Origin of the sequence: Brucella pseudogrignonensis (genome assembly GCF_031454375.1) — a bacterium.
Classification (GTDB): domain Bacteria; phylum Pseudomonadota; class Alphaproteobacteria; order Rhizobiales; family Rhizobiaceae; genus Brucella; species Brucella pseudogrignonensis_A.
In genome coordinates this window covers 325,721-346,898 of the sequence record NZ_JAVDQT010000004.1, presented here as the reverse complement: position 1 = coordinate 346,898, position 21,178 = coordinate 325,721, and the positions used below count along the sequence as shown (strand labels likewise).

The window sequence follows — 21,178 nt, the reverse complement described above, 5'->3', positions numbered from 1 at the left end:
TCGCCAGTAATAGTCAGTGTGCCAAAAGCCCCCCAGCCCTTGGCATGCACAACGCGCTCAGGAATGCGTTCACGGTTCTGATGCGTCAGCTTTTCGATCAGCTGATAATCCTGCAATAAAACAGGCCCGCGCTCACCGGCGGTAAGGGAATTCTGGTTATCCGGAATAGGCGCACCTGCGCTTGTGGTCATAATCGGACGGTCTGCCATGGGAAATATTATCCTATATATTAAATTAATTAAAATTAAATATTAGTATCAACTTACAAAATATTAGAATAATTATAAATTTATATTAGAAATAATTCTTGTTGTTCTACATGGAACAATAGGCGCGTTTTCATGATTAACGTTTGAAGGAAAATTTTTTCACCGTCTTTGATCTTAATCAAACTCAGCCGGCACTGAATCGCATAATTCTTTTTTATGTTAAACAGGAGCTGAGTAATGATGAAGATACCACCGGCTGTGGCTGCTCCTGCCCGGCTTGTTCCGCCATTTCTGCTGACCCCGATTGTTTCACGCGTATTTCTTCAGGTCATCCGCGCACATCCAAGCTTGTTTGAGCGTCTTGGAAACTATGTCGATAAGAGATTTGGTTTTAGCCCGTCCGATCTCCCATTTATGTTTGTAGTCGAGCCTGCGCGGCCAGCCATTACCGTTATGCGCAAAGATACGGCTGTTGAGACCGATGCGGCGATTGATGGCCCACTCGTGATGCTGCTGGCATTGCTTGAGGGAAAGCTCGATGGGGATGCACTGTTCTTCTCGCGTGACATCACAGTGACAGGCGACATGGAAGCGATGCTTGCGTTGCGCAATGCGTTGGACGATTGCAATGTCGATCTTCCAGCCGATCTCGGGAAAGCCGCAGGCCCATTTGCGCCGCTTGTTCAGAACATTGCAGGATACGTTCGCGACAAGACAATGAATACAAAAGGGCCGGATCAGAGAGAACGCGCATGGAACTGATCTGTCCGGCAGGCACACCAGCCGCATTGCGCGAAGCTGTTCAGGCGGGCGCTGATGCGGTTTATTGCGGATTTCGTGACGAAACCAATGCACGCAATTTTCCGGGGCTCAATTTCAGCCGCAATGAACTGCGCGATGCTATCAGTTTCGCGCATTCCCGCCGCACACAGGTCTTTGTGGCCATCAACACTTTCATGCGCGCAGGCGACGAACATATCTGGTATTCTGCTGTCGATGACGCCGCGGCTCTTGGCGCCGATGCTGTCATTTTGGCTGACTTTGGACTCATGGCGTACACCGCAGAGAAACACCCAGAACAGCGCTTGCATGTTTCGGTTCAGGCTTCAGCATCTAATGCCGATGCAGTGCGTTTTCTGATCGATGCTTTCAAAGCAAAACGCGTCGTGCTACCGCGCGTTCTGACCATTCCCGACATTGCAAAACTCGGCAAAAAAATCGCCTGTGAAATAGAAGTTTTCGTCTTTGGTGGTCTTTGCGTGATGGCAGAAGGGCGTTGCTCGCTCTCCTCTTATGCCACCGGAAAGTCACCCAATATGAATGGCGTCTGCTCTCCGGCAAGCCATGTTCGTTACCGCAATGACGGTTCCGAACTGGTGTCGGAACTGGGTGACTATACGATCAACCGGTTTCCGGCAGGAGAAGCCGCAGGTTATCCGACACTTTGCAAAGGCCGGTTCAATATCGGAGACGAAGAAGGCTATGCCTTTGAAGATCCGGTGTCGCTCGATGTGATGAACCATATTGATGAGCTGCGTGTGGCAGGTGTCTCGGCGCTGAAAATCGAAGGCCGTCAGCGTGGGAAAGCCTATGTTGCGGAAGTTGTTTCAACTTTGCGCCAGACATTATCCGCGGGACCAGAACGGCGCGCCGCCCTTCTATCAAGATTGCGCGCTTTGAGTGAAGGTCAGCAGACCACTTCAGGCGCCTATGAAAAACGCTGGAGATAATTATGTCGGATCACGCTCCCACTCTTAGCCTTGGACCTGTTCTGTTTTTATGGGATGGGCCCAAATGGCGGGATTTCTATTTTCGTATCGCCGATGAATCCCCGATTGAGAATGTGACAGTCGGGGAAATCGTCTGTTCCAAACGCTTTCATTTTATTGATCCCTTTATGGAAGAAGTGATTGAGCGGCTACAAAATGCGGGTAAGAGCGTGAGCCTTGGATCACTCGCACTGGTCATGCTGGAACGTGAAGCAAAGCATGTGCGCCAAACGGCAAAGGATTCATCTTTTCCGGTCGAGGCCAACGACCTTTCAGCGCTGGGGCTGCTAACAGGCAAGCCGCATATTGTCGGCCCATTGGTCAATGTTTATAATGCAGCCACGGCGAAAGTGCTGGCAGCGCGTGGCGCAACATCGATTTGCCTTCCGCCCGAATTACCTCTCAATTCCATTTGTGAAATTATCAAAGGTGCACCAGAGATCGCATTTGAAGTCTTCGCTTTTGGACGCATACCATTGGCGATCTCGGCGCGGTGCGCCCATGCCCGCTCGAAAGGCCATATCAAGGACAATTGCCAGTTTGTCTGTGGCGAAGAGCCGGATGGTCTACCCGTTAAAACCCTCGACAGTCAGCCATTTCTCGCACTCAACGGTGTTCAGACACTTTCGCACACCTGTCAGTCGTTGATTGAGGATATGCCAGATCTGGCGCAGGCAGGCGTTCGGCGTTTTAGGCTATCCCCACAAGATTGCGACATGGTTGCCGTTGCGCGCATTCATGACGATGTTCTGCATGGTCGCATTGAGTCTGAGGAAGCGCTTGCCAGGTTGCAGAAGATTTACCCGGCGGCGCCGCTCTCCAACGGCTTTTTGCATGGTGGTATCGGCGCTGCTTATGTCAGTCGTCAGAAGAGTGCTTCAGTCATGCACGCCTAGTATGAAAAGCCTTAAAGTCGGTGGTTTTACAAGAAAACACCGACTTTTCATCAGCATAACTCTGCACTTAAAGAGCTTCAAATCTCGCCTTCGGCGAGCCGCCGGATACCGGACGTATCGATCACAGTTAGCTTCTGACGTCCGCCCGAAACAAAGCCCTTCGTTTCCCATGCACTCAAAATCCGCGATACGGTATGCAATGTCGTGCCGGTCATTTCGGCGATATCCTGTCGTGTAATCGGGAAGTCGATACGAATACCGCCCTCTTCTTTTTTGCCTGCCTTTTGCGCCAGACGCAGCACAACGTGAGCGACGCGACGTTCAACCTCTTCCGTCGACATTTCGCGAATACGCGTATGTGCCTCTTCAAGCCGCTTGCCGATCGTCTGGATAGCATTCATCGCCAGACCGGGATTTTGCTCGACGAAATAATCCCACAGCTCTGTCGGCCAGCCGAGTATTATACTCTCTGTTACAGCCACTGCGGTTCCGGGGTAATCATTGCGCTGCAAAGCTTTGGCAAAGCCAAAAAGATCGCCCGGATGCACCATACGGACAATGATCTGCTGTCCGTCGGCAGTCACCTGATTGACCTTTAGGCGGCCGTGAAGCAGCAGATAAAATGTCCCGGCTTCATCGCCCTGTTCGAAAATAGATTCACCCTGCGCGATACGGCGCGACATCGCGTAAGAGACAAGCTTATCAAGCTCATTGTCCCCCATTTTGGCGAATAATGATAACTTCCTAACAAGACCGCGATCAATCGTGGCCATTCTAATACCCCTACTTTAAATCCCTATTCCTGCTTAGCATAATTAAGCAGGAAAAGCATGCGTTTAGGGGCAAAAACTTCTGGCGATTCATCAATTAAGGTTACACCGAAAGGGCTTTTAACCGCTTGAGCACAGGGGCATACCAGCGCCCGTCGCGGACAAGGCGAAATCCGAGATTATCAGGCGGCAAGCCGACGCTGCATCCGCCGGATTTTGGGTTGCGGATAAACGAACTCATCGCTGCACGATGCTTGCCATTCACCACATAGACACCGCACACCACGTTTTCGCTCGCCACCTTACCATAGGCATCAAGATTGACACGACGGTGACAAGTCGTGGTCCATTCCCACACATTGCCGCCAATATCGGCAATGCCGAGTTCGTTTTCGCCAAAACTGCCTACTGGCAAAACCGCAGGGTCGCGATCCTGTTTCCGTACGCTTTGTTTTTCATAGTCGCGCAGCCAACGCAGTGCGGGGTTAATGCTACCATCGTCATCATCGCCTAGAGCATCATCGGCAAAACGCGACCCCGCAGCGAAAGCCCATTGCTCGTCGGTCGGCAAATGCCAGACTTCGCCCGTTTTGTCCGAAAACCAGCGCGCGTAAGCCTCTGCATCATCATAGCTGATGCCTACAACCGGATGGGTCGATTGCGCAGCGTTTGCGGCTTTAGACTGAGTATCGGCTACAACACATGCTCCATCGCTCACGCACTTGGCATAGTCCGCAACGGTGACCTGATATTTCATAATCTCGAACGACCGGCCAAGCTTGCGTGTCAACAACGGTGCATCAGTTGGGTAATTATTCTTCTGAAAATCACCATCCGCGCGATAGGTCATGCTTCGCTGCGTAACAGTAACTGTTTGTGGGCGACTGACCTCAAACGCCCCGTCTTTTACGCTGATCTGGCCCACCGCATCGACAACGAATAGTGCGCTAACAACAGCGAGAAGGACAGCCGGAACAGCAACGCCAAATTCGCGCAGCTTTTTCTTTGCACTCTGTTTCATGATGTTCACACGATCAGTTACAGGATCAGTCGTCCGGGAGACGAGCCTCCAGTGCTCTCATGTCCCCCGAACTATTGGCTATCATGTCCGACTTACATGCCCGATGGCGCCAGTATCGACGTCATCAAATCGTCGTTCCATTCGCCCGTTACCTTGAAGTGAGCAGCAGCACCCAGTTCAAAAGCTTCGATCAGGTTATGGTTCACATAGGCATAAATGCCCGGTTGCTGGAAGGTGTAGAAGGCTGCTGCCGCTGCACCACCCGGAATAAACCATGTCTCCTGATCAACATCCGGCGGTGTATTGAACTTGCCGGTTGCCCAGACATAATCGCCATGTCCACCAATGAGATGCGGACGCGTATCGCGATTAGCCTGCGAGTGAACGATCAGAACCTTTTCACCCACCTTGGCTGTCATGGCTTTATCGCCGGTCAGCGCGCCGACACCGCCGTTAAAAACGACATGGGTTGGAATGAGCGTGCGCATGACTTTGACAACATCTTCATAAGAGTCGCCGGGAGCGTCATACTTCTTGTAATTGCCCTCTTCGTCACGCGGAACATAAAAGTCCTGTTCGCCAACATAGTAGATTTTGTCATAAGTCAGCGCATTGCCCTTGCCATCATGCAGGCCATCGCGCGGCAGCACCATGATTGCACCATTCATGCCCGATGTAACGTGCCATGGTACCATTCCGGGAGGTGCGCAGTGATAAACAAACACACCGGGCTTGGTTGCCTTAAAGCGCAGGATCGTCTTTTCACCCGGGTTGATTTCGGTCAGTCCACCGCCGCCCAATGCACCCGTTGCGGCATGGAAATCGATGTTGTGCATGAGTGTGTTGGTTTCAGGATTGATGAGCGTCAGCTCAACATAGTCGTCCTGATGCACAACCATCAGCGGTCCCGGCACTGTGCCGTTGAATGTCATTGCGTGGACTTCGGTGCCCGCATCATCGAGGATCATCTTCTTTTCTTCGATCACCATGGTGAACTCAACCACCTTCGGACCACCAATGGCGACCTGACTATGCGAATGCACGAAAGGAGGCTTAACCAGTTCAACCTTCTCTCTTGGTAATGCTGCAATTTCTGCGGCACTTGCCTTTTTTAAGGTTCCCGTTGCCCAGGCAGAGCTTGTCGCCAAAACGGGTGCCAGTGCGCCCGCTAGGGCTGCTCCTGCCAAAATTGTGCGGCGATTAATATTGATATGGTCACCCATCGATTCTCTCCTTCCGATAGGACCGAGCGTTCTTCCGCTCTGTCACAACATGTATAGGAGGCATCCGATCCTTATTCATTGCTTACAATCAATATCGGGCGAATTATCTGATAATAATTATTATGAAAAATCATATACTTAAATCGATGATTTCACAATTTAACTTCGTCATTTGCGCTGGAACAAGTAAGGCCACAAAAAGCGAAATCCCAGCCTACTCTTTAAGCTCATATGCGCCTATTGGTGTGGTTTAAAACGGTTCGTCACTGGCCATTTCATGTCGAACAGAACTAAAAAGCGACCCTCACTAAAGCCGCTTTCTTAGAAATTTCGCTGCAACAAGTCTCAGAAATCTGGCACCGCAAAACGCGCACGTGATTCAGGTATTGCCATATCCGGTGACCAAGCCGGTTCGTAGGTCAGTTCAACGTCTGCATGAGAAACACCCGCCACATCCTCGACGCACGCTTGTACGGCTTGCGTCAGAAATCCAGCCGCAGGACAGCCGCGCGTGGTTGTGGTCATTTTGACCGAGACATCACCATTCACATGCGCGGTGATCATATAGATCATGCCAAGATCAACGAGATTAATGCCGAGTTCTGGATCCATAACAATACGCAATGCATTGCGCACTTCATCTTCCAGCTGATCGAGTTGTTCGCTTTGCATCATCATCCCTCATGCTGTTCCGACGCGGATCATAATGCGATAGGCCTGACCTGTTTCGTCAAAATTCCCAACCCACTGATAGCCGCGCTTTTCAAGCTCTGGAAACAAAAACAGCGGTTCGCGATGCAGCAGCGCAAACAGCACTTCACCCTTCTGCATATTCTCAACTTCTGCAAGAATGCTGACCATCGGCTGTGGCGGATCCATATCCGAGCAATCAAGATATTGCGAAGGCTCCGGCCAGTCATCGGGCGAACCAGCATTATCGGAAATCTGCACAACTGGCGTGTCCTGTCCGATTGGTGCAAACAAAACCTGCCAATCGCCATCGCCAATTGCTTCCGCTTTCGCCGAGAACCCCTTGCGTTCCATGACTGCAAAAAGGGGAACCGGCTTAAACGGGGCGATCAAAATCAGGCTTTGCCCGACAGCCAACCCTTCGACGGCACCCATAATCGCCTGAAACGGCTCAACGCCAGCTTTCAATAGAGGGCGAACATCAAGCTCGCGCGGAATCAACTCGTAAACGGACAACGTCATTTGCTCCTCCCAGAAATTGGCCTGCCAGCGTAAATCAGATGTGGCACAGAGATTACATTTGGAAGCTTCATAGCTTCCGGCACATCCATCAGCCGCCGCGCGCGAATGAAATGAGACGACAAAGCGAGGATTGCAACAAGATTAAGTGCACACCCCAATCTGAATGCGAGCGTCTGCCCGACGATGAGCGCGATAACGGCGATGGCGACGCCTGTATAGTACACCCAGAACCAGCGCTTTGCCCGGCTTTCAACCACAATGTCCTGGACGCGCGGAGCCAGAACTTTACCCATCACCGGACCATAGCATTCAAGCCATGTCAGGAACGGGACGATCTTATAAAGCTGCGCGAGACTAAGGCCTGTCAGCCATCCAAATGTAAAAAGATAGACCAGCGCTGCAACAACACCATCCGTTGTGCCGACCCAAGGAAGAGCAATTGCGACTAGCAGCGAAAGCATCATGGCAGCAAAGGCCGGAACGGATGCAGCGCTGTTTAGTTCAATGGTTTTGCGTTTTCTCTCGCCATAAATCAAATGCACATCATGAGCATAGAGGCCGATGCTGGTAACGCCCAAAACCAATGCTACCATGAGGGTATTATCGGTCCACTCATAACCCCAATGTGTGAAGACTGTTACGAAAACCAGCAGAGCCAGAGCGGAAACACCTGCTGCCCAAACCAGATGCACCGTCTTTTTTGCAGGATCAGGCGCAAGCATGAACATGGTCAGAAGGCGATAGCTAACACCCATTGCGGTAAAGGTCATCCAGCCGCCAAGACCCAAAATGACATGGGTTGAAAGCCCTGAGGAAGCGATTTCCATCAGAAAAACCTGATCGAGCATGCCGGATAGCATCAGTGTAAAAAGACTTCCCAAAACAACCACAACCAGCAGGCACACAAGACCAACACCTACAAAACGTGCTGGCAATGTCAGCGGTCGCGCGCTCCAAATGGTCTTGCCAAGCATCACGCTGATAATTGCAAAACCAACCATCAGAAACAGTGCTGAAAACGGCATAAGCCATAACGGCAAATCGACAATGCCAGCGAGAGCTGCAAAGCCGCCTATCAGCCCGCAAAGGCCGATCAGCAAAAACAGCAATGCCGGAAGCCCGGCACCACTAAATTGCAAAGGCTTTGCCACCAGCACAGGCACAAACTGCAATAACGCGCCGCACATCAATAATGAAAGCCACCCAATAGCGATTATATGCACCACCATGAGTGTTTCTGGTGCCCGCAAATCATCAAACGGGTAGCCGAAACCTCCCGCCATCAGTGCCATTCCTGCGATCAAGAAAAGCAGCGAGGCGGCGACATATGAGAGTGTCCATCGGGAAAGCGCGGCACCGAACATGGCAGGCCTTAATCAAAAAACGGGATTAATGGTTACCACAAGTGCATTCGTGGCCATCGGCGTGATCATGGGAATGGTTCTTTGGGCGACCAATTTCTACGCGCCACAATGGACCGCTCTCCTTATATTCCCACGAGAAGACACCCGGATTACGGTTTTCAAGCTGATGGCGCAGCGGAAGCGGATCATGATCGTTGACGATCTGCAACGTTTGCCCCGGCTCAAGATCATCAATCATCGCGAAAATGGTCGCATGACGGGAGATAGGCGGAATGGTGCGTACATCGATAATATTGATCGTGGAAACAGGTTCGCTTGTCATCAGGTTCATCCATGGCCGTCGGCTATCGAAAGATGATGATGACAGCCCCGCATCATCACAAGACCAATTCTAAACTGGATGATGCGGGGGCGATTTGTTTCATCTCAAACAAGATAAAAAAATAGGACTATTGCAAACCTATCCCGCAAGCATGCGGTAAATTGCAGGAAGAGCTGCCGGAAGCTTGGACAATTTTGCAATCAGCGAATAGCCGCCATGCCCGAAAAGTGCGGGCAAATAAGCATTGGCTTCGCGGTCAACGGTTACGGCAAAGACATTAATGCCTTGGGTGCGTGCTTCGCTAACCGCCCGGCGTGTATCCTCCAAAGCAAAGCGGCCCTCATAATGATCAACATCATTGGGCTTGCCATCGGTCAGCAGAAGCAGCAGCTTCTTGCGATTATGCTGTTCGCTGAGCTTAGCCGTTGCATGGCGCATCGCAGCACCCATACGCGTATAGAAGCCGGGTTTAAGCGCAGCAATCCGGTGTTCAACCGTCTTGCTAAATGGCTCATCGAAATCTTTTACCGTTTCAACCCGCACCCATGCGCGACGGCGCGAGGTAAATGTGAGGATTGAACAGCGGTCGCCACAAGCGGCAATGCCGTTTGCCAACACGAGCAGCGCTTCTTTCTCCACATCCAGCACCCGCCGATTATCCACCCATGCATCGGTTGATAGCGAAACATCGACAAGGATAGTCACCGCCAGATCGTTGGCCTGTGGGCGGCTCATCACATGCACGCGCTCACTGCCCTGCCCGCCTGCAGCAAAATCACAACGCGAGCGCACAACTGCATCCAGATCAAGATCGTTACCGTCGAGCTGCGCTCGCATCATCTCGCGACCGGGGCGCAGAATCTCAAACTGACGCCGCACTTTTCGCACAAGACTTCGCGCCTCATCATCGAGTTCGAGTGCCTCATCGCGGTCCTGCACGGGAGCAGCCAGTACACTGCAATGATCCTCAAGATAGCTCGCCTTGCGATAATCCCACTCAGGATAAGTGAGTTTCGCGGTCAGTAGACTGTGATCAACAGCCTCTGGCGGCAGATCAAGATCAAACCGAAAGCGCGCTGCTGGCTTACCCTTGCGTTCGCCCAATGTCAGATCGTCCAGTTCATCAGCGGATTTTGCGCTCTGCTCGTCACTGTCATCCGAAGGCCTATCAACGCTGACCATTTCAGCCATGGCCAAAATTTTCTCAAAGCGATTGAGAATGAAAGGGCTTCGATCAGTCTGGCGATTATCCTGCTTTTCACGCTGTGCAATCTGTCGCCCTGTTTCAATGCCTTCTGCGTTGGAATTGCGCACGGGCTCGTCTGCATCGGAACGCGAAGCGGTTTCGTCGCGCCGTATCAGTCCCGGCCAGAGCGGCACTGGCAAGATCGGCAGATAACCAGCTGGTGCACGATGCGGAAAAATCGCCGCAAAGCTGAAATCCGGCTGGCCTGCTCCCACTTTCAGCAATGATAGAATGCGCTGTTCGACAAGCTGTTCAAGCTGGTTTAGCGGTCGCTTGGGTCTCGCAGCCAGCACGGCATCGCAAAGTCGCATATAACGATCCCGCAATCCCGGAAACAGCGCGCAGGTTTTCAGCGTCGTGTCTGCAGCAATATCAAGCGATGTCAGATCACGGCGTAACGGATCATCTGGCATTGCGGCGAGATCCGTCGGCATGACTGCCATGTAACCTGCCAGCCAGACGTATAGATCATAATTAAGCCTGCGATCAGGAAACAGCGCTATTTCAGGTGGCAACATCAGCGTTGCTTCATCACGCAAAGGGTGGTTGAGTTTCTCCTCACCCAAAGCCATACGCTGCCGCAATCCAAGCCTGTGTCCAGAAGTTCGCGCCCGCGCGGGCGCGATCTGAACAGCAACATCGCCGCCAAAACCACGGAAACAAATTGCAAGTCGCTGGCGAATGTCGGCAAGCCTTATCGCTTGGTCGGGATATTGCGGCCAAGATCCCGTCTTCCCGATAAGGCGATGCCAAGCCCGGCCAACGGTTTCTTCGAGCTCCAGAAAATCCAGCATGATATGACCGCCTATTTCAGCATTGCATCAGCAACTTCCAAAAGAGCTGCCTTCACATCCGGCTCATCGGTGAGCGGTTCGATCATGGCCGCACGCGCAGCTTCTCTTTGCGACAGGCCCGCATCGATCAGTGAAGCGCAATAGACCAGAAGACGTGTTGAAACTCCTTCTTCAAGATCATGTCCTTTCAAACCGCGCAGGCGATGCGCTAGCGTGACCAGCGGCGCAACGGACTTAGCATCAAGGCCACTTTCTTCGCTCACGACGGCAATTTCCTGCTCTTTCGGCAGGAAGTCGAACTCAATAGCCACAAAACGCTGACGCGTGCTTGGCTTGAGTGATTTGAGCAAGTTCTGGTAGCCGGGATTATAAGAAACAACGAGCATGAAGCGGTCTGGTGCTTCGAGCAATTCGCCGGTGCGTTCCAGCGGCAGAACACGGCGGTCGTCAGTCAGCGGGTGCAGAACCACCGCCACATCTTTGCGTGCCTCGACAATCTCATCAAGATAGCAGATTCCACCTTCACGCACTGCGCGTGTGAGTGGTCCATCCACCCAATGGGTGTCGCCACCTTTGAGTAGATAGCGCCCAGTAAGATCAGCCGCGGCCAGATCGTCGTGGCAGGAAACTGTTGAAAGTGGTAACTCAAGTTTCGAAGCCATATGGCTGACAAAACGGGTTTTGCCGCAACCTGTCGGGCCTTTTAAAAGCAGCGGCAGCTTACGCTTCCAAGCCATTTCAAACAAGGCGCATTCATTGCCAGAAGGGCTATATGCGGGAATGGAAACGTCAATTGTTTTAACGCTCTTCAAAACAGAATTGATTGTGCTGTTCATGGCCTTCTTCCTTTTTATGAAGTGAAGAAGCCCCGCCAGACGGCGGGGCTTTTTAGCATTGATTACTCAGCAGGCTGTACGAAACCAGTTACTTTTTCGCGGCGTTCCTTACCCGGAACCAACACGGCCCAGATGAACATGAAGACTGAGATCACCACGACAACGCCGGAGCCAAGACGCATCCAGTAGAAGATCGCGAGTTGATCTTGCACAACCATGAAGTTTTCACCCAGCACGCGTTGCAGATGGGTTTGCACCACGCCTGCAAAGGTAAGCGCAAAGGTCATGACCGACATCGCTGTACACATGGCCCAGAAGCTCACCATGGAGAGCATCTGATTATAAGGTGCCCGTCCGCGAATTTCCGGGATTGCATAGGCCATGACCGCGAGGTTGAGCATCACATAAGCACCGAAGAAAGCGAGGTGACCGTGGGCAGCCGTGAGCTGTGTGCCGTGCGTGTAATAGTTGACCGAGGACAGCGTGTGCATGAAGCCCCATACGCCTGCACCAAAGAACGCCATCACCGAACAACCTATCGACCACAAAAGTGCAGCACGGTTTGGATGTTTGCGACCGGCTTTCCATGTCATCACGAAGGTGAACATTACCATGGTGAAGAAGGGAGCGACTTCCAGTGTCGAGAACAGCGAACCAATCCACTGCCAGTAACCCGGTGCGCCGATCCAATAATAGTGGTGACCAGTGCCGAGAATACCTGAAAACAGGGCCAGACCGACAATAACATAGAGCCACTTTTCAACGACTTCGCGGTCGATACCATTGAGCTTGATCATCAGGAAGGCGAGGATCGAAGCCATAATCAGTTCCCAGACACCTTCAACCCAAAGATGGATCACATACCACCAGTAAAGCTTGTCGATGGCGAGGTTGACAGGATTATAGAAGGCGAAGAGGAAGAACAGCGACAGACCCCACAGACCAAATAGGAGAATATTGGTGACCGTCGTTTTGCGGCCTTTCAAAGCTGTCAACGTGATGTTGAACATGAACATCAGACAGACAACGAGAATGCCAACCTTGATGATAAAGGGTTGCTCCAGAAACTCGCGGCCCTCGTGGATTTTAAACAGATAACCCACCACCGCGACACCGGCTGCCACAAAGAACATCCAGAACTGAATAACGGCAAGCTTTGTGCTGTATAGCTCGGTTTCTGTTTCTTCCGGCAGAAGATAATAGGTCGAACCCATAAACCCCATCAGCAGCCAGACGATCAGCGCATTGGTATGGATCATGCGCACAATATTGAACGGCAGAAGCTCGGAGAGCGTGTTGGGGAGCACATAGATCAAACCGGCGACAACGCCGAATGCGACCTGCGCAACAAACAGGGCGAGTGCTCCATAGAAATAGAGCATCGCAACCTTTTGGCTTTCATATTTCATATCATAAAACTCCGTTCATCCGCGCCTTAGCCTGCCTCATTGGGTGGCCAGTCCTGCGTCTTGATGCGGCTTGTCCATTCAAGGAAATCAGCCAGATCGTTGAGTTCCTGTTCACTGAGATTGAACTGCGGCATCTGGCGGCGTCCCTCGATGCCCGTCGGCTGTGCCTGCATCCACGCTTTCATGGTGTCGCGCGCGCCTTCGGGATCATCTTCACCGCCATAACGCTTCCAGACATTGCCGAGTTCAGGGGCGAAATAAGCGCCCTCACCCAGCAGCGTGTGACAGTTGATGCAGGAATTCTTTTCCCAGACGTGCTTGCCGCGAATGACCCCTTCGGTCAGCGTCGATTCATCCGTAGATGTTGTTTTCATGTAATAATGGCTGTGCGCCGTCAGTCCCACGAAGATCGCGAAAAAGAATATAGAACCGCCATAGAAGACGTTTCGGGCGCCGGTCTTGGTTAGGCGTTCTGCCATCCCCTTCGTCCTTTCATTGGCCAAAGGCTAAGCCCCGGCATTCAGAGCCGTTTCACTCTGAATATTTGTTTGAACGCGCATCTTTTTCCGAAAACCGTTTCACACTTTTCGGAATGCGCTCTTATCCCCCATCAATGTTTTGCTGGTGAATCCCCTCCCCAGCATCGCGGGACAGCACCGTTCTATCGGGAGGTGAAAAGGCGTCTTTGCGATTTGGCAAAGACCACAACAGTTGCTTAAAGGAAGAACCGTACTGCAACAGAACGCGCAAGTGCCAATGTCAGAAGGATTGCAGGCCAGGCCAGCAAAGCAGACTTCAAAGCGCCTCTGGTGACGCGCATTTCCATGAAATCAAGCACGACGAACCAGCCTTTTGCAAAAGCAAGAATTAGCACTGCGACAATTGCTGCAAGCATGCCTCTACTGAAACTCGCAACCAGCGCCCCGCTCAGCGCAAGTGCCAGCAAAATGATGATCGTGCGGTTAAGCGAAGTATGTTTGTGGGTCATCACCTTGTTGCCTCACGCAAGATAGAGAACCGGAAACATCACCAGCCAGACGAGATCAATCGCGTGCCAGAGTGTGGTGATCAGCAGGACATTGGATGGAGATGGTCGCCACGCGACCAGCGCGAGAATGACCGACCCGAACAACACATGCATAAGGTGAAAGCCTGTCAGCAGAAAATAGAGCTCAAAGAACGAACCCGCGGCTTCATCGCCTGCGAACTGTATTTCATGCGAATATTCAACGAGTTTCACAACCACGAAAACAGCGCCGAAAAATGCGGCCCTTAAAAGCGGGCGTCGTACTCTCTCTATATGGCAACGTCTGCGAACGGCAATTGCCGCCTGCCAGCCACTCAACAGCAAAACGATCGTATTGGTCGCCGCCAGTCCAGGGCTGAGATGCATGCGCAATTGCGCAACGCCTTCAATATTGATGATGGACATCACCATGAAAGCGATCAGTAAAATTGCAAAGGTGACAAGCTCACTCCAGACGAGAATCCAGAGGAGGAGATTATCCTCCCCTACATCATTTGAAATCGTTGCCGCAAAGGCCGTATCTTCTGTTGTAGGCATGCACATGCCTACCGCGCAGCACACGTGTCTTCTTTGCGTTTTGGCAAAGAAAAATCGGCACTGCGGATGCATTGTGCGTTTTCAAAACAAAGGAATGTTTCAATGACAGAAGCGCAGTTCGGACTGTTGATAGCAACGCCCGTCATCATAGGTTTTTCGCTGGTGCTTTACCGAATGGGTGCTTTGCAAGGGGCTGGCACGCTCTCAGCCGTTGCAGCGTCCCTTGTCATCGCCGTTATTCTATTTCTGGGTCAGTGACTCTAAAAATCCTTCGGCATTCATCACATCTGATTGACGTTATTTCAAGTTTAGCCTTAAACAGCGATAACAAAAGCTGGAGCATGACTTGAAAATTATCGCGGTTGATTTTGAAACAGCAAATGAACAGCGAGGAAGCGCGTGTTCCGTGGGGTTGGCATGGATTGAAGATGGCCACGTCACTCGGGTGGTAGAACGATTGATCCGTCCTAAAGAGATGCGCTTCTCTTCTTTCAACATCGCTATCCACGGCATTAGACCGGAGCACGTCGAGGATGCTGCGGAATTTCCAGAAATTATGGACGAGTTTGCCGATGATTTTCGCGGAGCAACAATGCTTGCGCATAACGCTTCTTTCGATTTCAGTGTCTGGCGAGCGTGTCTAGATCAATATCGCCAGAATTATCCTGAATTACAGTATCTTTGCTCAGTCAAGATGGCGCAGAAAGTTTGGCCAGGTCTGTCGTCACATAAATTAAATGTGCTGGCCAGCTATCTCGGATTGAGCTTCAAGCATCACAACGCTGCTGCTGATGCAGCCATGTGCGCGGAGGCCGCAATTGCTATGGCTGGAACGCTGCGGGTTGCAACTTTACTCGATGTTCCGGCTCAAATTGGCATGACACCTGGCCGCTTGTTCCCGGGCGGCTACGAGGCGTGTACTTGTCGTAAACGGTAAAGTTTGTTTAGCGACCCGGCCATAACAAACCTAAGCAGAGGAAGCCTCTCATAATTCAATCACGGGCCACCTCATACTGTTCACATATACTTGAATAAATAGCTGCCTATAGAACAATCCTCTGGTTTCAAGGGTTCATTGTCTACCAATTAGAATACAATGCGTGAACCAAACGCTGGCTATGCGCAGCCGATTGAAAGGCCTATCTCTTAGTCATCGAAACGACGAACACATCGCCGCTTCACACAAACCAAGGAGATAGAAAATGAAAAAGTTTGTTCTTGCTACTGTTGCTGTTGTTCTGAGCGCTGGCGCTGCTTTCGCTGAAAACCCAAATGTTGGCACCCCTGCTGATCTTTATGCAAATGACCGCACACCCGTTGCTGCTCAGCAGATCGATCGCACTGCAACCGCTTCGATTGGCAAAGCTTCGGTCATGGATGGTTCCGCTCATCGTTTTGGCGACGCATCGCCTTCGAGCTTCCAGAACTAATTCTGAATTTATGAACAACCCCGCCTGACGGACTGATCCGAACGGCAATCCCAGTTATCTCCCCGGTGGATGGCATTGATGCTACTCCGGTGCCCCGGAAGCACTGATGCCATCCAAAGGGCGATTGAAAAAGGAATAGAAAAATGAAGAAGTTTGCTCTTGCTGCCGTAGCCGTTGCCCTTAGCGCTGGTGCTGCATTCGCTGAAAACCCAAATGTTGGCACTCCTGCTGATCTTTATGCCAATGACCGTACACCAGTTGCTTCGCAGCAGGTTGATAACACCGCTACCGCTTCGATTGGCCAGAAGACCTATCAGGATGGCTCAGCTCATCGCTTTGGCGACGCATCGCCTTCAAGCTACCAGAACTAATATCGGCACCCGCCGGTAGGACTGCACAAAAAGGCGAAGCCAGTCAGGCTCCGCCTTTTGTTGTTTTATATCATATAAAAACGCCCAACCAGTTTGCTATCGACGCTATCATAACAAATCAGGAAAAGCTGGAGAGCTAAATCTTTAATTGATACAGCCTGCATTGACTAGGATTACGCTTGTCCAATCTATCGAACGCCTGAGTTCGGAAGTATTTGCTCTCGATCATTATAATCCCGGACGCCTTAGCGCCATCCGGGGCTTCTATTCATTGCTCTCAATCGGGAACTACCACTTCACTTTGAAGCCGACATTGCCTTTGATTGCATAGCTATCACCGAAGTTGTTGAGGCTGGTGTTGATGAGGCCCTCGCCATAGATCGAATACTTATCATCGTTCCAGTTGTAAGAACCACCAAGGCCCAATCCACCCCACACCCGATCATTGCGGCTCGTGAAGCTGCTTTCCGCAACAGTCACACGCGTGCCCTGCAGAAACTCGTAGTAGAGATTAGCAATCCCATACACCCGTGTCCGATCCAGCATGCCATTGGCATTCTGCCATGAATTCTCATGATCAACCGTCAGACCAAGACGACCCTGCAAGCTTTCCCCACGATCAAGGCTGACATCTGCATCAAATGCATCCGTGAATGCATCAAAATCAACATTGGAATAGGTCAGCTGTGCCTGTGGTGTCAGTGACCATGCTTCGTTGATGGCAAAGCGCTGCCCGCCTTCCAGTGATAAAGCATAGCCAAAGCCATGATTGTTATCGGTGAGGCCTATATTGGCAGTCGTTGAGTGAAGATCACTGCGATACCACGTCACCTGACCCTGACCATCAAGGTAAAAGCCATTTTCGCCATACCAGGTGAGCGTTCCACCAAGACCATAGCCGTCCGTGCTGATATCACCATCGCCATGGGCTGAATTGGTTTTCGTCTTGCCATGGGCATAATGCACCATGAAGCCGCCAATCAGCTTGCCGTTTTCGGTCTCCGTCAGCATGCCATCAATACCAGCCTGCATTTTGAAGACATTCTGGTTGTAATTGGTATCAGAGGTCGAGAAGCGCGGTTCCATATGGTTATGCGAACCTTCAATACGGCCCCAGACGCCATTGCCGTTAATTGCTGCACCCGCTTCATCAGGGGCGGCATAAGGCGAGCCAATTGCATCAGCACCCTGTGCAACCACACGATTGCCATTGCCCGACCAGACACGGTTGCCGGTCCGCTGCTGCAAGGTTGCAACACCGTTCAAACCAAGCAGAGCCTGCGGATAGGCTTCATAAACCGGAACACCAGCCTGATAGAGTGGTTCTGGCTCAACAGGGTCCACGGGATCAGGATTGACTGGATCTACGGGGTCTACAGGGTCGGTTGGTTGCAACTGTGAGCGCAGATACCAATTGCCATCCGTCGGATCTGATGAGACCCCTTGGTACAACGAATAGGCATATTCACCGCCGACCACCACTTGTTGGCCTGATCTGGCTTTATAATTACCAATCAGACTGAATTGCCCATCTGATGCGCCAGCCACCTTAATGATCTTGATACCGTTGACCGTTTTTTCGCCCGTGCCGCCAATATTCGTCACAATAACATAGGAGCTGCCAGAAGTACTGCCATTGATGGTCAACATATCTGTTTTGGACGCATCGCCATCAAGTTGGCTATCGAGCCTTATTGTACCATTATTTCCAATGTAATCGCCATCGATCGTAAAACGATCACCAAGAACCGTATTGGAGAGACTTAATACACCAGAATTTTGAAATGTCGCCAGGTCCTTGAATAGAGCATTATTGGCTGAACCATCATCATTTGATGCGAGCTGGATCAACCCATAATTGGTGAGCCGCGTCGTGCCACCCCCAAAGTCACTGATTGCAACTGGGGCGACCGTATCTCTGATACCATCACGATTGGAATCTGAAAAATGCCGTACGGTCCACTTTCCGGTGGATTGATTGACAACTGTATCTTCACCGCTGCTCAGACGAATGATACCCGTCAAATCGCCCGAATTAGATATATTAGTAACGGCGCCTTTAAACGATGATATTATCGTCGCTGGAATACCATTATCATAATCATAATAATCAAAACGATCTACATAACCGTCCGCACTAATTGCTATATCAGATAGCGCTCCGACTGTAGCGCCGCTATCAATGATAATGGAGGATGTCCCACCTCCCACTGTACTGATTGCAGATCCAACGGCACCACCTTCAATGACACTTTGATCTCGCGCATGCATCTGGAATACATTCTGTGAGTCCGTAATGATATATCCACTACTACTACCTACTAATTCAACTTCTGTGCCTCTACCCTCAATCCTAACACCATCACCAACATAAGAACGCACCAAACCTGACGTAGTGATATCGACTTCGAATCCATGCGTATAGATCGCGGATGAATTCTTGTTGCCACTTCGATTAAGCAACTCGCTGTCGGCAGATTGAACTAACTTTACGATACCGATAGGACCACCAGAAGAGCCACCATTAATGTATATACTCGCCTCATCTGTACGACGAATACTGGTCCTATCTGGGTAAAAGCCTCCAGACGAGCCAGCATGCGGCGGCGCTGGTTCATATCCATCCAAACTAGCGCGGTCACCCGAAATGATATTGCCATTCGAAGTAAACTCAACTTCTGTAGTACCAAAAGCACGAACCCCAATGCTTTTCGTCTCTACGGTGACGCCTTTTTCTAACTCAACAAATACTTTGTCAGTGCGGCTGGTGCCGGAACCAACATTAACATAGCCATAATCATTAGTAATAACTATACTATCATGAATAACGGCATTGAGTTTGTCACCACTATCCACGCAGCTTATAGCACCAGAATAATCAGAAACATAATAACATTCGTCTGCCATGGCAGAGGGAATAAATGAAACGGTGAGCGGCAATGCCGCAAGAGCTTTTTTAAATTTTCTCGAAATGCGATCGACTTTATTTTTCATCTTAACCCCTCACCAAGATAAACTCATATCAAATATAGATAATATTATTAATAAGTCTATTATGATATAAAGATAAATTCACTTAATCGAAATTTACCTTTTTTGGGCCGCCTATCAATTTTGTTGAAACTATATTACATCTGAGATGAATGGATCGCATAGCAATCCTAGATTGCATTGAGTGTTGCGTGATTCGGATCAGTAAAAATATGATTCAGCCTTAAACGCCGGCATGAAAATCGCTAAGGCAGGATAATTAGGGCAATCTATGCCTTATGATTTTTAATGCTATTAAAATACAGCCTTCGTCTTCATAAGTATTAGCACCTACCGTTACACGCAATAGTCGTAATTTGATGAACAGCTATATTCGTACCCTATTAGCACCTAACATTAAGCTCATTTGCATCCACATGCACACGGAGATTGCTTCTGTATGTAAACCATCAAAATCGGCGAAATTTTCCACCGTTTATTCTACTTGCATTAGCGATCTATAAAGACTTGCTGAAATAATCAATATTTGAAGGAATTCAAAATTCTGTCTATTTTCGAATGGAGCCGTCATGAACCCTCGTGTGTTAATTGTCACCACAGAAGCGCCAGACGTGCTCTTCAGTGGGCTTGGGTTCTTTAACGAAATATTTTGGGCAGAGCTAAAAAAACGTCAGTATCCATTTAAGGTTTTGTACTTAAATAATCAAAAAACACGGCCTTCAAAAATGGCTGACTATGAAATCATGCTCAAGCCGGAGCTCCCATTTGATTCCTCACCAGAAGCGCTAAGTCTCAATCTGGCGTGGAGCACATCAGAAAAGATAAAGCCTATACTAGAAGATTATAATCCAGACATAATATCCGTTCATGAAAATTCGGCAATTATGCCATTTTATTTTCATTTAGATCGGGTTCAATTTACCTTGCACTCAAGCTATATTGGAATGCAACATTATCTTTCAAAGACCCAGCGCGGCCTGCAACATTATTGGGAGCAGCGAATTGCAGTTCGTCAAAGTGGCTCCGTTGTCATGCACAGTGAATGGGCGTTTCAATCGATATTGAACCACGTATCTGCGGACATTGTTAAACCACATATATTTCCAATTGGCGTTAACTTTCCTGACTACCCTCAGAAAAAGACGCGTCATCCTGAAAATAAGATAGTCGTAAGCTTCTTCGGTCGCTTTACGGATATTGTGAAAAATTTTCAGATTTTCCGTGAGGCAATTAATACATTACCTCCCAAGCTCCGAGAAATTATCGAACCAAGAGTTTATGGGCCAGAAAACATTCCGCCTTATATGGAAAAGGAAGGGTTTAAGGGCCTCACTTACGTACAAGGCGATGCAAAGAGAAAAGCATTCTCAGAAACAGATATTGTGGTTTTCCCAAGTTCCCAAGAAAGCTATGGCATTGTCGGTTTAGAGGCGTTGCTATCAAACTGTGCACTCATAGCAACGCCCGGCCTTGGAATGGACAGCTATATACAGAAAGAATTTTCCTGCCAGCCAAACACGCATGACATACAGAACAAAATCATTGAATATATCACTGATATCAAGCGCTTAAGAAAGCTACAAAATGAGGGTTTCTTGAGGGAAACCGTTAATCAAGAAAAATTCAAGATAGCAAGCATGGTAGATAGCTACATAGACGTATGGAAATCCCACAAAGATAAATTGAACGGATAGGTCTTATTATTTTAGTGCACATCGCCCAATGTTGGGCACTGATAGATGCGTTGCTCC

The 21,178-nt window shown here is 50.0% G+C and carries 23 protein-coding genes; 8 read left to right on the top strand and 15 right to left on the bottom strand.

All coding sequences use genetic code 11. From position 1 onward, the window contains the following. On the bottom strand, positions 1-209 hold a 209-nt coding region (locus J2782_RS14810), incomplete at its 3' end, for a catalase (RefSeq protein ID WP_310013871.1). A 237-nt stretch (positions 210-446) separates the two neighbouring features. Here J2782_RS14810 and ubiT point away from each other — a divergent pair. From ubiT to ubiV, 3 genes are read left to right on the top strand one after another with little or no spacing between them, the layout of a single operon-like run. Then, complete coding sequence (ubiT, locus tag J2782_RS14805; protein WP_310013869.1) at positions 447-971, top strand: ubiquinone anaerobic biosynthesis accessory factor UbiT; 525 nt, start codon at positions 447-449, stop codon at positions 969-971. Further along, positions 962-1,939 (top strand): ubiquinone anaerobic biosynthesis protein UbiU, encoded by a 978-nt coding sequence (gene ubiU, locus J2782_RS14800; protein WP_310013867.1) that lies wholly within the window; start codon positions 962-964, stop codon positions 1,937-1,939. Before ubiT ends, ubiU begins: the two co-directional genes overlap by 10 nt. A gap of 2 nt (positions 1,940-1,941) precedes the next feature. Beyond that, positions 1,942-2,874, top strand: coding sequence for a ubiquinone anaerobic biosynthesis protein UbiV (gene ubiV, locus J2782_RS14795; RefSeq protein WP_404989645.1), 933 nt, complete (start codon positions 1,942-1,944; stop codon positions 2,872-2,874). A gap of 77 nt (positions 2,875-2,951) precedes the next feature. Here the strand turns inward: ubiV and J2782_RS14790 are convergent, their stop codons facing one another. The 13 genes from J2782_RS14790 to J2782_RS14730 all read right to left on the bottom strand — a co-directional run bounded on the left by J2782_RS14790 (position 2,952) and on the right by J2782_RS14730 (position 14,635). Then, positions 2,952-3,647 (bottom strand): Crp/Fnr family transcriptional regulator, encoded by a 696-nt coding sequence (locus tag J2782_RS14790; RefSeq protein ID WP_310013865.1) that lies wholly within the window; start codon positions 3,645-3,647, stop codon positions 2,952-2,954. Positions 3,648-3,747: 100 nt separating this feature from the next. After that, positions 3,748-4,668, bottom strand: coding sequence for an SUMF1/EgtB/PvdO family nonheme iron enzyme (locus J2782_RS14785; RefSeq protein ID WP_310013913.1), 921 nt, complete (start codon positions 4,666-4,668; stop codon positions 3,748-3,750). An 89-nt stretch (positions 4,669-4,757) separates the two neighbouring features. Further along, positions 4,758-5,888: a copper-containing nitrite reductase gene (nirK, locus tag J2782_RS14780; RefSeq protein WP_310013863.1), complete on the bottom strand. Its 1,131-nt coding sequence runs from the start codon at positions 5,886-5,888 to the stop codon at positions 4,758-4,760. A 345-nt stretch (positions 5,889-6,233) separates the two neighbouring features. After that, the gene (locus tag J2782_RS14775) at positions 6,234-6,560 is read right to left on the bottom strand and encodes a metal-sulfur cluster assembly factor (protein ID WP_310013911.1); all 327 of its coding nucleotides are present in this window, start codon (positions 6,558-6,560) and stop codon (positions 6,234-6,236) included. Positions 6,561-6,569: 9 nt separating this feature from the next. Next, on the bottom strand, positions 6,570-7,094 hold the full coding sequence (locus tag J2782_RS14770; RefSeq protein ID WP_310013909.1) for a DUF2249 domain-containing protein: 525 nt from the start codon (positions 7,092-7,094) through the stop codon (positions 6,570-6,572). A 2-nt stretch (positions 7,095-7,096) separates the two neighbouring features. After that, on the bottom strand, positions 7,097-8,464 hold the full coding sequence (locus J2782_RS14765; RefSeq protein ID WP_310013861.1) for a hypothetical protein: 1,368 nt from the start codon (positions 8,462-8,464) through the stop codon (positions 7,097-7,099). A gap of 25 nt (positions 8,465-8,489) precedes the next feature. Then, complete coding sequence (locus tag J2782_RS14760) at positions 8,490-8,786, bottom strand: DUF2249 domain-containing protein (protein ID WP_310013860.1); 297 nt, start codon at positions 8,784-8,786, stop codon at positions 8,490-8,492. 138 nt (positions 8,787-8,924) lie between these two features. Continuing rightward, the gene (locus tag J2782_RS14755) at positions 8,925-10,826 is read right to left on the bottom strand and encodes a nitric oxide reductase activation protein NorD (protein WP_310013858.1); all 1,902 of its coding nucleotides are present in this window, start codon (positions 10,824-10,826) and stop codon (positions 8,925-8,927) included. 11 nt (positions 10,827-10,837) lie between these two features. Continuing rightward, the gene (locus J2782_RS14750) at positions 10,838-11,650 is read right to left on the bottom strand and encodes a CbbQ/NirQ/NorQ/GpvN family protein (RefSeq protein ID WP_310013907.1); all 813 of its coding nucleotides are present in this window, start codon (positions 11,648-11,650) and stop codon (positions 10,838-10,840) included. Between the two features lie 74 nt (positions 11,651-11,724). Then, entirely contained in the window at positions 11,725-13,071 is a 1,347-nt protein-coding gene (locus tag J2782_RS14745; RefSeq protein WP_310013856.1) for a cbb3-type cytochrome c oxidase subunit I, read from the bottom strand. Between the two features lie 26 nt (positions 13,072-13,097). Further along, the gene (locus J2782_RS14740) at positions 13,098-13,550 is read right to left on the bottom strand and encodes a c-type cytochrome (RefSeq protein ID WP_310013855.1); all 453 of its coding nucleotides are present in this window, start codon (positions 13,548-13,550) and stop codon (positions 13,098-13,100) included. A 236-nt stretch (positions 13,551-13,786) separates the two neighbouring features. Further along, the gene (locus J2782_RS14735) at positions 13,787-14,059 is read right to left on the bottom strand and encodes a cytochrome C oxidase subunit IV family protein (protein ID WP_310013853.1); all 273 of its coding nucleotides are present in this window, start codon (positions 14,057-14,059) and stop codon (positions 13,787-13,789) included. A 12-nt stretch (positions 14,060-14,071) separates the two neighbouring features. After that, the gene (locus J2782_RS14730) at positions 14,072-14,635 is read right to left on the bottom strand and encodes a cytochrome c oxidase subunit 3 (RefSeq protein WP_310013851.1); all 564 of its coding nucleotides are present in this window, start codon (positions 14,633-14,635) and stop codon (positions 14,072-14,074) included. A 102-nt stretch (positions 14,636-14,737) separates the two neighbouring features. Between J2782_RS14730 and J2782_RS14725 the strand changes: the two genes are divergently transcribed. From J2782_RS14725 to J2782_RS14710, 4 genes are all read left to right on the top strand, one after another. Continuing rightward, complete coding sequence (locus J2782_RS14725; protein WP_310013849.1) at positions 14,738-14,893, top strand: hypothetical protein; 156 nt, start codon at positions 14,738-14,740, stop codon at positions 14,891-14,893. Positions 14,894-14,981: 88 nt separating this feature from the next. Then, entirely contained in the window at positions 14,982-15,572 is a 591-nt protein-coding gene (locus J2782_RS14720) for a 3'-5' exonuclease (protein WP_310013847.1), read from the top strand. A gap of 265 nt (positions 15,573-15,837) precedes the next feature. Further along, a complete protein-coding gene (locus tag J2782_RS14715) occupies positions 15,838-16,065 on the top strand; it encodes a hypothetical protein (RefSeq protein ID WP_310010838.1) in 228 nt (75 codons plus the stop codon). A 143-nt stretch (positions 16,066-16,208) separates the two neighbouring features. Beyond that, positions 16,209-16,436, top strand: a complete 228-nt coding sequence (locus tag J2782_RS14710; protein WP_310010840.1) for a hypothetical protein — start codon at positions 16,209-16,211, stop codon at positions 16,434-16,436. Positions 16,437-16,724: 288 nt separating this feature from the next. Here the strand turns inward: J2782_RS14710 and J2782_RS14705 are convergent, their stop codons facing one another. After that, positions 16,725-19,430: an autotransporter family protein gene (locus J2782_RS14705; RefSeq protein ID WP_310013846.1), complete on the bottom strand. Its 2,706-nt coding sequence runs from the start codon at positions 19,428-19,430 to the stop codon at positions 16,725-16,727. 566 nt (positions 19,431-19,996) lie between these two features. Here J2782_RS14705 and J2782_RS14700 point away from each other — a divergent pair. Then, entirely contained in the window at positions 19,997-21,121 is a 1,125-nt protein-coding gene (locus tag J2782_RS14700) for a glycosyltransferase family 4 protein (protein ID WP_310013844.1), read from the top strand. The last annotated feature ends 57 nt before the right edge of the window (positions 21,122-21,178 follow it).